Annotated in this window: 14 protein-coding genes; 13 read left to right on the top strand and 1 reads right to left on the bottom strand. The window is 69.7% G+C overall.

Going from position 1 to position 12,591, the window contains the following annotated elements:
• Positions 1-10: 10 nt before the first annotated feature.
• Positions 11-1,405 (bottom strand): helix-turn-helix transcriptional regulator, encoded by a 1,395-nt coding sequence (locus DIZ27_RS40975; RefSeq protein ID WP_109383410.1) that lies wholly within the window; start codon positions 1,403-1,405, stop codon positions 11-13.
• 284 nt (positions 1,406-1,689) lie between these two features.
• Here DIZ27_RS40975 and DIZ27_RS40970 point away from each other — a divergent pair, with 284 nt between their 5' ends.
• The 13 genes from DIZ27_RS40970 (at position 1,690) to DIZ27_RS40915 (ending at position 12,510) form a co-directional block, all read left to right on the top strand.
• On the top strand, positions 1,690-2,238 hold the full coding sequence (locus tag DIZ27_RS40970) for an ATP-binding protein (RefSeq protein ID WP_258308820.1): 549 nt from the start codon (positions 1,690-1,692) through the stop codon (positions 2,236-2,238).
• Positions 2,239-2,279: 41 nt separating this feature from the next.
• Positions 2,280-2,819 carry an AAA family ATPase gene (locus DIZ27_RS40965; RefSeq protein WP_181383947.1) on the top strand — a complete coding sequence of 180 codons (540 nt, stop codon included), beginning with the start codon at positions 2,280-2,282 and terminating at the stop codon, positions 2,817-2,819.
• A 762-nt stretch (positions 2,820-3,581) separates the two neighbouring features.
• Positions 3,582-3,785: a DUF5999 family protein gene (locus DIZ27_RS40960; protein WP_109383407.1), complete on the top strand. Its 204-nt coding sequence runs from the start codon at positions 3,582-3,584 to the stop codon at positions 3,783-3,785.
• An 80-nt stretch (positions 3,786-3,865) separates the two neighbouring features.
• Positions 3,866-4,420: a hypothetical protein gene (locus tag DIZ27_RS40955; RefSeq protein WP_109383406.1), complete on the top strand. Its 555-nt coding sequence runs from the start codon at positions 3,866-3,868 to the stop codon at positions 4,418-4,420.
• Positions 4,421-4,705: 285 nt separating this feature from the next.
• Positions 4,706-5,059, top strand: coding sequence for a hypothetical protein (locus tag DIZ27_RS40950; RefSeq protein ID WP_258308819.1), 354 nt, complete (start codon positions 4,706-4,708; stop codon positions 5,057-5,059).
• A gap of 120 nt (positions 5,060-5,179) precedes the next feature.
• Positions 5,180-5,350 (top strand): hypothetical protein, encoded by a 171-nt coding sequence (locus tag DIZ27_RS46290; protein WP_181383946.1) that lies wholly within the window; start codon positions 5,180-5,182, stop codon positions 5,348-5,350.
• Positions 5,347-7,209 carry a glycoside hydrolase family 15 protein gene (locus DIZ27_RS40945; RefSeq protein ID WP_109383404.1) on the top strand — a complete coding sequence of 621 codons (1,863 nt, stop codon included), beginning with the start codon at positions 5,347-5,349 and terminating at the stop codon, positions 7,207-7,209. The genes DIZ27_RS46290 and DIZ27_RS40945 overlap by 4 nt, the downstream gene beginning before the upstream one ends.
• Before the next feature lie 142 nt (positions 7,210-7,351).
• Positions 7,352-8,677 (top strand): ATP-binding protein, encoded by a 1,326-nt coding sequence (locus DIZ27_RS40940; RefSeq protein ID WP_109383403.1) that lies wholly within the window; start codon positions 7,352-7,354, stop codon positions 8,675-8,677.
• On the top strand, positions 8,670-9,098 hold the full coding sequence (locus tag DIZ27_RS40935) for a roadblock/LC7 domain-containing protein (RefSeq protein WP_109383402.1): 429 nt from the start codon (positions 8,670-8,672) through the stop codon (positions 9,096-9,098). Before DIZ27_RS40940 ends, DIZ27_RS40935 begins: the two co-directional genes overlap by 8 nt.
• A gap of 26 nt (positions 9,099-9,124) precedes the next feature.
• On the top strand, positions 9,125-9,451 hold the full coding sequence (locus tag DIZ27_RS40930) for a DUF742 domain-containing protein (RefSeq protein WP_181383945.1): 327 nt from the start codon (positions 9,125-9,127) through the stop codon (positions 9,449-9,451).
• The gene (locus DIZ27_RS40925; protein WP_109383400.1) at positions 9,432-10,031 is read left to right on the top strand and encodes an ATP/GTP-binding protein; all 600 of its coding nucleotides are present in this window, start codon (positions 9,432-9,434) and stop codon (positions 10,029-10,031) included. Before DIZ27_RS40930 ends, DIZ27_RS40925 begins: the two co-directional genes overlap by 20 nt.
• A complete protein-coding gene (locus DIZ27_RS40920; protein ID WP_109383399.1) occupies positions 10,028-11,278 on the top strand; it encodes a cytochrome P450 in 1,251 nt (416 codons plus the stop codon). Before DIZ27_RS40925 ends, DIZ27_RS40920 begins: the two co-directional genes overlap by 4 nt.
• Entirely contained in the window at positions 11,275-12,510 is a 1,236-nt protein-coding gene (locus tag DIZ27_RS40915; protein WP_109383398.1) for a cytochrome P450, read from the top strand. The genes DIZ27_RS40920 and DIZ27_RS40915 overlap by 4 nt, the downstream gene beginning before the upstream one ends.
• The last annotated feature ends 81 nt before the right edge of the window (positions 12,511-12,591 follow it).

Raw genomic sequence — 12,591 nt, 5'->3', positions numbered from 1 at the left:
ACGGTCGCTGTCACATCTGCCCGGAAGGAAGCGCGAGGATCTCCCGCAACTCGCGCGCTGCGCGACCGGACTCCGCGTCCTGCGGGAGCGCCCCGATGACTTCTCGTGCCCGCTCCTCCACGATCGGCGTCCGGTGCTCTGGGGCGATCCGCAAGAACGTGGTGGCCGCCAGCTGACAGGCCTCCGTCGGGCTGCGGTCCTGCGCGAGGCAGAGGGCCGCCTCGAGACTGAGCAAAGCCGGATCGATGCCAGTCTTCGAAGGGTAGAGACGAAGGGCTGCCTCCTGGACGCGACGTGCCTGGCTCGTTTTACCGAGGGCTGTCAGGGTTCCGCTCTCGTAGAGCCTGAACCTCCGCTCGGGGAAGCCGAAGGCATCGTTGCCGGCTGGGCCTCCATCTCCGCTTTGCTCGAACGCGGCCGTGGCCAATCGGCGTGCTGTCTCGGCTCCTTCCTTGTCTCCCAGCTTGGCGAGGGCGCGTGCTTCGGCCGCCGAAGCGAAGGCGGCCGTGGCGCTGGGACGCCCGCGGCAGATGATCCGGGCCTCCCGGGCGAGAGCGACCGCCGCTTCCAGAGGGCCGTAGTAAAACGGGAGCATCGCGGCTTGTGCCCGTACTCGGGCACGGAGTTCCGTGTTGCCGCTGTCGTCCGCGGCGTTCCTCGCCGTGGCGTACCAGGACCGGGACCGGGGCAGGTGCCCGAGCTTCATGAGCGCGTCGGCGACCAGGGTGGCGAGCATCGAGGTCAGCTCGGACAGCCGAACCTGGACGGCAGCCGGCTGCCTTTGACCGGCGAGCTCCTGGACCTCCGCGAGGAGGTCCAGAAGCATCGTGATCATAGGCGTCGGTGCTGTGTAGACGTACTGCTCTCGCGCCCAGAGCACCTGTTCGTCGAGCATGTCGAGCTGGGTCGAGCTGACGGTGCCGACCGCCAGGGTCCGGTCCACTGAGCGTCGAGCCGCGTCGACTTGTTGTTCCAGCGCGTACGCAGTGAAGGGCCGGGTCGCAGCGGTGGGTGAAGGAAGGAGACGTCCGGCCACGGCCAAGCCGGAGGAAGGCGGCGCTACAGCAGTCCCCGTGCTCGTGAACCCCAGGTCCTCGGGGGTGCAGTTGTCGTAGAACTCGCACAGCAGTCCGAGGGTTGCCGGGCGAGGCTGGCGACCGTTCTCCCAGTGCCCGAGCTGGTCGCCGTCCACCCGGGGGGCGCCGTGACGTCCCGCGCTGAACTCGTTCAGGCCCTTGGCTGCCTCCTTCAGCGTCAGCCCGCGGGCGAGACGCTGGGCGCGCAGAAGGGATACCGCGCAGTGAGCATGGATGGTGCGGGCGATCTCGCCGGGGGGCTCACCGTGCTGGGTGGCCTCCTGACGTAACCGCTTGGCGCAAGACGGGCCGTGCGCTGTGCGAGCCATCAGTACCTCCTCAGCCCGAACCGGTTCCTGAAATCGTAGTGACGAACCATCGACTCTGTGTCAAAAACAGTGACTTCGTCGCGGATCAGCAACCTGAGCCGTCACTTCAGATGCTTGAGGCCACTGATCAGTGAACTTTCACGGTTGCCCGGCGTTGGCTCAAGGCGAATCCTGCTGCTCTCGGAAGCCCGACAACGTCCGTCTGCCGGAAGACCTGATGCCCCGGCAGGCGGGCCCGTGGCGGGCGCCGCTCCAACATGCGTTATCAAGACCCATGCGGAGCGGTGCCCGCCTACCAGAACCGGGAGGTGGACGCGTTGACAGCCTTGTCGAGCCGGGAATTCCTGGCGGTGCTCGCATACGGCGTTGGGGTTGAGCGGGTCGCCGTCGAGATCGAGAGCTGTGAAAGCAACGTCGGTGAAGCCCGCCGTTTCGTTCGGCGGACGCTCGGGGGCTGGGGGTTACCCAAGGGCGACGACCTCGCCGACCGGGTGGTCCTGGCCGTCAGCGAGCTGGTCACCAACGCGGTCTTGCACGGCCGGACACGGCCGCTGGAGGAGACGGAGACCGTGGGGGTCGCGCTCGCTTTGAAGAGGGACTTCGCGCTCGGAGTCATGGTGACGGACAACTCCTGCGGCATCCCGCTGGTGAAGATCCGTCCGTCCGTGAGCGCGATCAACGGACGCGGTCTGGTTCTCGTGAACGCGCTCTCCGAGGGCTGGACCGCAGCTCCTCACTGTAGTCGGGAGGGCGTCAGCGGGAAGGCGGTGTGGGCCTTTTTCGAATGCCCACAGCTGGCCCCCCTGCCCGAGTTGCTGCCGCAGTCGGCGTGATCGGGGGTGGGACGTGGAATCGAGTGCGGACAGGAGCGTGCATGATCGTCGCTTTAGGCGGCCTACCCTTCACCGGCAAGTCCACCCTTGCCCGGGCCTTGGCGGAGGCCATGCCGGGCGTCTTGCTCAACACGGCCGCGCTGCGGAAGGTCCTCTTCCCCACGTTGGTCGCGGTTCCTCCGGAACTGAACGACTGGTTGTACGAAGGGGTGCTGAAGGCAGCGTCGTGGAACCTCGACACGGCGCCGGGGACGGTCATCGTGCTCGACGGACGCCCCCTCACTCGGCACCGGGACGTTCTGTCCCTGCGCCGTTTCGCTTCAAGTCTTGGTCACCCGCTGCACATCGTCGAGTGCGTCTGTCCCAACGAAGTGGCGTTGGCACGGTCGGCGGCAGCCGGTGTTCCGGATTTGCTTCCCAGCGCAAAGGACTCCGGCACGGATCCGATTCCGGAGCCGAAGGCCGTGGTGGACACCTGCTGGCCGCTGGAACAGTGCGTGTCGGCCGCCCTCGACGCTGTGTCCGGCCTCTCAAGGAGCGGGGTGGAATCCGCTTCCTCGGGGCCCATGCACCCAACTTAACCAGGTCATTGACAGCTGCTCACAGCTGTGAGCATACGGCCCGTCCGAACCGCTTACAGTCGTCGTCCTCTCAGGGCTCCGCTGGCATGGACTGCCGACAGTGTCCCGCACGAAGTAGGGCGAGTCGATGGGGCTGACAACGGACGGAGCGATTCTGCTCGTGGTCGTCGTGGGCGGGATGGGCGTTCTGGTAATCGTCGGATCGCGGTGGAAGCGATCGCGGCCCGACGAACCAAAGCACGACGCAGAGGCAGGCGAAAGATGATCAACGATTACCTTCCGCCCCGACAGGCGGACGGTCCCCGGCTCCGGCGCGCGGGTGAGGGCGCAACCGGCGAGGGGAGCAAGACGGGGACGCTTCTCCGGCGGATCGACATCCGTGACGCGGTGGTACCCAACACGGCCGATGCGCTCGACAGGTTCTTCATGGGATCCCGCGCTGCCGAACGCCACACGATCGAGGCCCTGGCCGCGGCGGAGCCCACCGTCGGCCGTCCCAGGAACGGGGCGGGCGCCAACGCACGGCACTGGACCCCCGTGCACGCCGTGCACTGGCGCCCCGCCCTCGGGCTCCGCGTCTCAACCCGGAGTTGCCCGGTGTCGTCACGGCATTGTGGCCTCCACGAGACCGGAGCGAGGCACAAGGCCGTGGCGCCATTGCCTCCCGGCTGCCGCGGCGAGGGCTTCCCCCGCGGCAGCCAGTCCGGTTCGTCACCAGTCTCGCCCCTGCCCCCGCAGCGCCGCTTCCCCCAAGGAATCGCCATGTGTCATCACACGCCCGCCTGCCCCTCCGCCTACGCCACGGACCGCGAGGCTGCCGTCGTGGTCGCGACGCACCATGACCAAGGCTGGTCACGTCTGCGCAACGGCGTACTGCTGTTCGACGACACTGGCGAGATCCTCCCCGACGGCACGATCGTCGCCCCGCGTCAAGTGGCCGCAACCATGGTGATGGCCGTCGCATGACTGGGCATCGGTACGTACAGGGTGACCTCCCGGTGCCCTACGTGGCCTCGTGGAGCGCGGAGACACGACGGATACCGACCGTGGTTCTTCACCGGACCGGGCAGGGAATCGGGTACGCGGACGAGGGGTCGTACGACCGCGACGCCGACGGGGTGCTGTGGATCCGGCAGGCCATCGCTCCGGGATCCGGGAAGGCGTTGTTCCCGACCATCCACGCTTTGCGCCAGCGGCGGGCCATTAGCCGAATGCTGTGCCAGGTGTGCGGGGCAGACACCCTGGAGCGGGATCCGGAGCGGCAGCTGTTCGTCCTCAAGGATGTCGGCCGGCCGGTCGGAGAGGGAGAGCTGACCACCGCTGCCCCGGTCTGTCCCCCGTGCGCGCACGTCGCGGTCGAGCACTGCCCGCACCTGCGCCAGCACGTCGCAGCTTGGGTCGAACGACCGCTGGCCTGGGGGGTCGCAGGTGTTCCGTATGACGCGCGCACCCTGCTGCCCGCTCCTGGTGACGACCTTGCCATGGTCGCCTACGACGATCCCGCCATCCGCTGGATCGTGGCCACACATCAGGTGCTGTCGCTCCAAGGTTGTACCACCGTGGAGCCGAGCGACTTCAGTGCAATGGCAAGTGCCCAATGATCGGGGGGCCGATGTGTCCGCCCCCGTATCCGAATGTGCTCGTTGGAGCTTCGGAGCTGCGCTGCCCGTGCACCGCCGCAACGCGGGCCTGGCGACGAAGTCACCCCCACCTCCGTCATGCCCACCCGCAGAACCCCGTCCTGTTCTGATTCCGCGCCCCCGCTACGCCGCGGCACCTCACTCACTGGAGCCACCCTCATGACCTTACGTAGTGACTTCTCGTGGAACATCTCTCTCAGTGAGCGACCGCCTGTCGTGGCCCCGTCGGATCTTGGTGCGGTGCGCGTGGGCTTAGCGCTTGGCCTGCGCGCGATCGACGCCCTGGTCGCGGACGGCTCGGATGTCGGGCCGGTGAAGTACTGCCTGCTCCATCACAGGCTCCTGGTGCCGGTGGAGGCCGAATCGGTCCACCGGTGGGGGGCCGCGCACTCCGACTGCGTCCCCGCACCCAGGTCTTGGGGTTGTGGTGCCGGCGGCTACCACGGCTGTTCGGGTCTGTGGGTGACCCGCCCGGACACACCCCTGGTCCGGGCCACCCCGGCCGATGCGCTGCACGACGCGCTCAGCCGGACCCGCGCTGGCCTGCGTGCACCCCTCAGTGCGTACTACCCGCGTCACCGGCAGGTGTGCCGTGCGTAGACCTGCGCGGAGGAGCAGGCGCTGGTGGACCTGGCGTCCCAGCCGCGGTCAGCTACGTGTCCTCACTTTCACCCTCGCGATGCTCACCATCATCTGCGCCGGATCCGTACCGAGGCAGTGGTGACTCCTACCGGGTTGATCACCAGCGCGCTGACCGTGACCGCCATGGGCGCCCTGGTGCACTTCGGCCCCAGCACCGCCTCCCGGTGCCAACCCGCTCCCCTGCATGAGCGCTTCGACCACTCCCACGTCTACGCCGTCCTCGCCTCGCCTGGAGACCGCACCTCATGACGACCCCGCCGCCACCTACCCTCACCCCGCCCGTTCGCCGTCCGCACATCGAGGACTACGCCCTCGTCGGAGATCTGCAGACCGCTGCTCTGGTCTGCCGGGACGGCAGCGTCGACTGGCTATGCCTGCCGCGCTTCGACTCGGCCGCCGCTTTCGCTGGCCTGCTCGGCACGGATGAACACGGGTTCTGGCGGGTAGGGCCCACCGTTCCCACGGGGGTGCCCGCCCCGCGCGCGAACCGTCGCCGTTACCGCGGGCAGACGCTGATCGTCGAGTCCGAATGGGACACCGCGACCGGCACGGTCCGCGTGCTCGACCTGATGCCGCCCCGTCATGGGCACGGTCCGCAGCTGATCCGCATCGTCGAGGGCGTCACCGGCTCGGTGGAGATGACGTCGACGCTGAGCCCGCGCGTCGGCTACGGCCGACGCGTGCCGTGGATCTACGACACGGACGGGCGGACGGCCGCGGTGTCCGGACCCGACGCGCTCTGGCTGGACACGTCCGTGCCGGGTACGGAGAAGGACGGCGCGGTTCACCACCGCTTCACCATCACGGCCGGCGTGTGGGTGGCCTTCACCCTGAGCTGGCAGCCGTCCCACGCTTCCGCGCCCGAGGTTCCCGACGTCGAAGCGGCGCTCACGCAGACCAGCGCCTTCTGGGAGACGTGGGCAGACCAACTGGTCTACGACGGCCCGTACCGCGAGCCGGTGATCCGGTCTCTGATCACGCTGAAGGCCCTCACCCACGCCCCCACCGGCGGGATCGTCGCCGCGCCGACGACCTCCCTGCCCGAAGAGCTCGGAGGGGTGCGCAACTGGGACTACCGCTACGTCTGGCTGCGGGACGCGGCGGTCACCCTGTCCGCGCTGCTGCGGACCGGATGCCGCGAGGAGGCGGTGGCGTGGCGGAAGTGGCTGCTGCGCACGCTCGGCGGCGATCCGCAGAACCTGCAGATCATGTACCGCCTCGACGGCCGCCGTGACATGCCCGAGCGGGAGCTGAACTGGCTGCCCGGATACGAAGGCTCCGGCCCGGTCCGGGTCGGCAACGGCGCGGTGGACCAGCTGCAGCTGGACGTGCCCGGCGAGGTCATCGAAACGCTGGCCCTGGCGCACGAGCTCGGCGTCGCCCGGTGCGAGAACACCGAGGGCCTGATCCTCGCGCTCGTCGACTACGTCCGCCGACACTGGCGCAAGCCGGACGACGGGATCTGGGAGGTCCGCGGCGGCCGACGGCACTTCACCCACTCCAAGATCATGTGCTGGCTGGCCCTCGACCGTGCGATCCGCCTCGCGGAGCAAGGGGTGCTCGACGTCGACCTGCGGGCCCTGGTGAGCCTGCGTGCGGAGATCCACGCGGAGGTGTGCGCGCGGGCCTACGACCCGCAGCGCAACACGTTCACGCAGTCGTACGGCTCGACGGAACTGGACGCCTCGCTCCTGCTCCTGCCGCACACCGGGTTCCTGCCGGCCGACGACCCGCGGTTGATCGGCACGGTCGACGCCGTCCGCAGGGAGCTGGCCCCCGACGGCGTCCTGGTCCACCGCTACCCCACGGACGGACGGCACGTGGGCATGGACGGACTTCCGGGCGGCGAGGGCGCATTCCTCCTGTGCTCGTTCTGGCTGGTCGACGCGCTCGCCCTCACCGGACGACTGGACGAGGCCGAGGGCGTGTTCGAGCAGCTGCTGACGCTGCGCAGCGACCTGGGCCTACTCGCCGAGGAGTACGACCCGGCCACCCAGCGGCAGCTGGGGAACATGCCGCAGGCGTACTCGATGCTCGGGCTCGCCAACAGCGCCATTCTGCTGCACGAGCTGCGCAAGACGGCGGCCACACCGGTGGTGGCCGCGTGAGCGCACCGCAGAGCGCCGCCTCCGGGCTGCGGCCCCGGCATTTTCCGTCCCGCCCGCTCATCAGCCGTCCGGCAGGCCGGAAGCACCGCCTCGTCCCCGCCCGACATTGCCTACAGCCGACCCCCACGCGTGAGGAGTCCCCGTGCTCGATCCCCAGGTGACCACAGCCATACTCGGCGCCGGGTTCGCCGTCACGTCGGCAGGTCTCCTCGCGCAGACCCGCGCCAAGCGGGCTCTGGCCGCGCGCTGCACGCGGCTGGAGAAGCAGCGCGAGGCCGACGGCACGCACATCGCCGCGCTGGAGACGGAGGTGCGGTACTTCGCCGAGGTGACGATGCCCGCTCTGGTGGACATCCTGGCGCGCGGGCATCGCGGTGTGCCGGTCCCCGGGCTCAGCCAGGAGCAGCTCGCCGGCACCGTTGTCGACCACGCGCACCAGGACGTGAGACGACTGCTGCAGGAGGCTGTGGCCGTCACGCGCGAGCAGATCGGGCGCGCGGCCAGGTCCTCGGTGCGCGACATGATCGACGAGGCGCAGACCGGTCTGCACCGCTGCCAGTTGCGTGTCGTCGAGGAGATGGAGCGCTATCCCGACGGCACGGCGTACCACCAGAGCCTGATGGACTTCGACCACTTGGTCACCCAGTCCCTGCACACGTTGCAGCGCATGCGGATTCTGACCGGATCGTGGCCGGGTCTGCAGCGCGCGGACTGCACGGTTCGCGAGGTCGTGGAATCGGCCCGCGGGCGGATCAGCGACTACCTGCGGGTCAGCTACACCTACGAGTCGCGCACCGGGGAGACCTACCTGGAGGGGCGGGTCGTCGAGCCGGTCACCGTCGCCCTCACGGAGCTGCTGTCCAACGCCACGGCGTTCTCCGACGGCAAGGTGTTCGTCGAGGTGCAGGTGTTCCAGACCGGGTACTGCATCGTCGTCGACGACGGCGGCCTGAACATGAACCCCTTCCAGCGCGAGGAGGCGGCCCGGCAGCTGGGACAGCGCGAGGTCCTGGACGTCACCACCGTGCAGGATGCCGGCCAGCTCGGTTTCGCGGTCATCGGCCGCCTCGCCGGCGAGTACGGCTTCTCCGCGGACGTCACCAGCACCTCCCCCTACGGCGGGGTGCGGGCGGTGCTGCGTATCCCTCTGGAGCTGTTCGGGCACGGCCCGACCGACGAGGAGATCGAGGCCGAGCGCCAGGCGGCAGCGTCCCGTTCCAGGCACACGCCCCTGCCCGCGGGAGCTGCTGCGGCCGCCGGAGCGCCGGACGCAGCTCCGGTAGAGCCGATGGCTCCTGGAGGTCTCCCCCAGCGGCGGCGGCGCTCGCCAGTTGCCGCCGCGCCGGCCCGGGGCAGCGAGCCTGCACCGGCGGACGACCCCGATGCGTTCTCCGCCGGCCTCGCCCAGCTCGGGCGGACCATCCACGACACCGAAAACACCCCTGAAGGAGGCCAGCTCCATGACTGAGCAGCAGCCGACCGCCGACACCCACGACATGACCTGGATTCTCAACCGCCTCGCCGGGTCGAAGGGCGTCGCACACGCCGTCCTGTTCACCAGCGACGGCCTGGTACTCGCGCACTCCGACGGGCTGCACCGCGACGTGGCCGACCGCACCGCCGCCAGCTCCTCCAGCCTGTTCTCGCTGGGCCGCGGCGTCGGCGAGTTCGCGCCGACGCCCGACGAGACCACCCCCCGCAAGATCATCATCGACCTTCCCAGGGCATGCGTCCTCGTCTTCGCCGCCGGCCACAACTCGGTGCTCGCCGTCTCGGTCGCCGCGGAGATGACCGACACCGAGGTCGCAGTCGCGTCCGCCGAGACGATCAAGGCCATCAAGGGCCTGGCCCCCGCGCTGTCCGCGCGCGCGAGGGCCCGGACCTCGTGACGCCTCGCGGCCGTCGGCGTGCCGGGATGGTACGGCCCTACACCCCCACCGGGGGCAGGGCCGTACCATCCCGCCGCACCCTGGACGTGGCCACGCTGCTGATCGCAGATCCGGACAAGCCGCTGGGCGGGCTGGACGCTCACTCCCACCGCCTGATGCAGCACTGCCTGCCCGGCGTGCTGTCGCTGGCCGAGGTGAGCGCCGACCTGCAGCTGCCGGCCGCCGTCACCAAGGTCCTGGTCGCCTCTCTCGCCGACAGCGGCCACCTCGTCAGCCGCAACCCTGTCCCCGCCGCACAGCAGACCGACCGTCATCTGCTGGAGAGGATTCTCGATGCGCTCGAAAAGCTCTGAGAGCCACTACCTGGCGCCCGGGATCGACCAGTCCGTGAAGATCGTCGTGCTCGGGCCGTTCGCCGTCGGCAAGACCACCCTCGTCGGCGCCGTGTCCGAGATCCGTCCCTCCTCGACCGAGGAGCGCATGACGGAGGCAGGCAAGGCGGTCGACACCCTGCGCGACCTGTCGGACAAGACCACCACCACCGTCGCACTCGACTTCGGCCGCCTCACCCTGACCGATGACATCGTGCTCTACCTGTTCGGCGGACCCGGCCAGCCCCGGTTCAGCTTCATGATCGACGAGCTGATGCAGGGCGCGCTGGGCGGCGTGGTCCTGGTCGACACCGCGCGGATCACCGAGTCCTGGGACGCCATGGGGCGCATGGAGGAAGCCGGCCTGCCCTACGTGGTCGCCGTCAACACCTTCCACGACTCACCCAGTTACGGCGAATCCGAACTGCGCTGCGCCCTGGACCTCGCCCCCTCCACACCGCTGGTCGAGTGCGACGTCCGGCACAGGGAGTCTGCGAAGACGCCGCTGATCGCGCTCGTCTCCCACCTGCTGTCCCGCACCAACCTGGAGCCCGTCTCATGACCACGCCGCCCCCGCTCTCCACCAGCGGCTGCCCCATGCTGCACGGCGCCGCTTTCGCCGCCCGCCCGAACGCCGTCTACGGGCAACTGCGTGCCCAGGGCCCGGCTGGGTGGGCGGAGATCGCTCCCCGCGTGCACGCACTGGTCGTCACTAACCACCGGGCCGCCGTCACCCTCCTCAACGACACGAACACCTACTCCAAGGACTCGCGCCTGTGGGCTGATCTGGCCAACGGCCGCGTTCCCCGGGACAGCCCGGTGCTCGGCATGATGGCCTGGCGGCCTTCCGTCCTCTACACCGACGGTGACGAGCACGCCCGCCTGCGCTGGGCCATGGACGACTGCATCGGCCGGATCAGCCCTCACTGGCTTCGGGAGATCACCCGGCGCAGCGCACTGAAGCTGATCGCCCGGGTCATCGCCCACGGCCAGGCCGATCTGATGGTCGACTTCGCCGACATGGTGCCCATGCTCGTCTTCGCCGAAATCCTCGGCTGCCCGCCCGAAAAGACCGACCAGATGGTGCGCACCTGCCAGGCCCTCATCAGCGCCGGCCCCGAAGCCGCCCAAGGCGCCGCGGACTTCGCCGGCCTGCTGTACGAACTCATCCAGCTGCGACGCGAGCGGCCCGGCCAGGACCTCACCTCCTGGATGATCACCCATGCCGCGGCGCTCAGCGACGACGAGGCACTCAACCAGCTGTTCTGCGTCACTGGCGCCGGCCTCATCCCCACGGCTGCCGCCACCGCCTGGACTCTGCACCTGCTGCTGCGGGACGACAACTACGTCGGCAACCTCGCCGCCGGCACGCTCACCGTGCGCCGGGCTCTGGACAAGGCGCTGTGGGAGCGCGCTCCCATGGCGAACTTCTCCGTCCACTTCGCCCGCCAGGACACCTACCTTCACGGCGTCCACGTACCGGGCGGTGTGCCGGTCCTGATCTCCCACGCCGCCGCGAACACCGATCCCACACTGCCGAGCGGCCTCAGCTACGACAGCCGGGCCCACCTCGCCTGGTCGGCGGGGCCGCACCGCTGCCCCGCGATCTCCCAGGCCACCACGATCGTGCAGACCGCCGTCGAGACGGTCCTCGACCAGCTGTGGGACATGACGCTGACCGACGAGAACACCGAACCCCTGCTGCGGCACGGCCCCTTCCACCAGTGCCCGCAGACGATGCCCGTCACCTTTCGCCCCAAGTCCGCCGACCGCATCCCCGCCACCGCCCTCGCAGGAGGAACCTCGTGACCAGCAACACCTCCCCCAACCCGACCGTCACCCTCGACAGCAGCGGCGGCCGCGCCCTGTTCGCCCAAGCCGACACTCTCCGCGCCGCCGGGCCCGCCGTCCGCGTCCGCCTGCCCGGCGACGTGAGCGCCTGGGCCGTCACCCGCGGCGCCGTCGCCAGGCTCCTTCTTACCCACGACGACGTCTCCAAAGACGCCCGCAAGTCCTGGCCGTCCCACACCCCCGGCTCCATACCGTGGCTGTACCCGTGGGTGGACGTCGAGTCGATGTTCACCTCCGACGGCAGTGACCACCAGCGCCTACGCCGACTGGTCGACCGCGCGTTCACGCCCACCCGCGTCGAGGCCATGCGCCCCGCCATCCACGCGATCGTCACCGACCTCCTCGACCACCTGGAGACGCTCGCCCCCGCCGGCCCCGTCGACCTGCGCGCGCACTTCTCCTATCCCATCCCGACCCGGGTGATCTGCGACCTCTTCGGCGTGCCCGCCGAGCAGCGGCCCGAGATGCTCCGCGTGATCGACTCCGTACTCGCCACGGACGTCGCCCCTCAGGAGGCCGAGGCCATCAAGCGCGATCTCGACCAGGCCATGCATGCCCTGATTGACGCCAAGCGCAGCCACCCGGGCGAGGACATGACCAGCCTGCTGCTGGCCACCCACGAAGAGGACGGCGACCGCCTCAGCCACGCAGAGCTCGTCTCCACCCTCATCCTGATGATCGGCGCCGGCAGCGAGACCGCCGTCGCCCTCATCAACGCCGCCGTCCGCGAACTCCTCGCCCACCCCGACCAGCTCGCCACCGCGCTGGCCGCCCCGAAGCGCTGGAGCGACGTCATCGACGAAGCGCTCCGCCTACACCCCCCGATCATGTACATGCCCCTGCGATACGCCACGGCGGACATCGACCTGGGTGACGACGTCGTCATCCGTCAGGGAGACACGATCATCATCGGCTTCGGCGCCCACGGCCGCGACCCGGACATCCACCAGAACCCCGAGGCCTTCCGCATCGACCGGGACGACAAGCAGCACCTGGCCTTCGGTTACGGCATCCACTACTGCCTGGGCGCCCGTCTCGCCAAGCTCGAAGCCGACGTCGCCCTCCCCGCCCTGTTCCAGCGCTTCCCCCAGCTCGCCCTGACCAACGACGTCAACGACCTCGAGCCGCAGCGGTCCTTCATCGGCACCGACGTCACCGCGCTCCCCGTCGCACTGCATCCCACGCCGTAACGGCCCCCTGACGCGTGCCGGGGAGTTCTCCTCCCCGGCACGCGCCGACCCCCTTCGACMACCCMCCCCCCCCCCCCCCCC

The sequence above is a fragment of the Streptomyces sp. NWU339 genome (assembly GCF_003143855.1).
Lineage (GTDB): Bacteria > Actinomycetota > Actinomycetes > Streptomycetales > Streptomycetaceae > Streptomyces.
Note: the sequence above shows the minus strand (reverse complement) of the source record. Positions and strands in the feature narration are given on the sequence as shown.

What these genes read in the sequence shown, in the direction of transcription:
- DIZ27_RS40935 (WP_109383402.1), top strand. Translation starts at nt 8,670, where the DNA reads ATGACTGAGCAGCAGCCGACCGCCGACACCCACGACATGACCTGGATT.
- DIZ27_RS40920 (WP_109383399.1), top strand. Translation starts at nt 10,028, where the DNA reads ATGACCACGCCGCCCCCGCTCTCCACCAGCGGCTGCCCCATGCTGCAC.
- DIZ27_RS40945 (WP_109383404.1), top strand. Translation starts at nt 5,347, where the DNA reads ATGACGACCCCGCCGCCACCTACCCTCACCCCGCCCGTTCGCCGTCCG.
- DIZ27_RS40965 (WP_181383947.1), top strand. Translation starts at nt 2,280, where the DNA reads ATGATCGTCGCTTTAGGCGGCCTACCCTTCACCGGCAAGTCCACCCTT.
- DIZ27_RS40975 (WP_109383410.1), bottom strand. Translation starts at nt 1,405, where the DNA reads ATGGCTCGCACAGCGCACGGCCCGTCTTGCGCCAAGCGGTTACGTCAG.
- DIZ27_RS40930 (WP_181383945.1), top strand. Translation starts at nt 9,125, where the DNA reads ATGGTACGGCCCTACACCCCCACCGGGGGCAGGGCCGTACCATCCCGC.
- DIZ27_RS40960 (WP_109383407.1), top strand. Translation starts at nt 3,582, where the DNA reads ATGTGTCATCACACGCCCGCCTGCCCCTCCGCCTACGCCACGGACCGC.
- DIZ27_RS40925 (WP_109383400.1), top strand. Translation starts at nt 9,432, where the DNA reads ATGCGCTCGAAAAGCTCTGAGAGCCACTACCTGGCGCCCGGGATCGAC.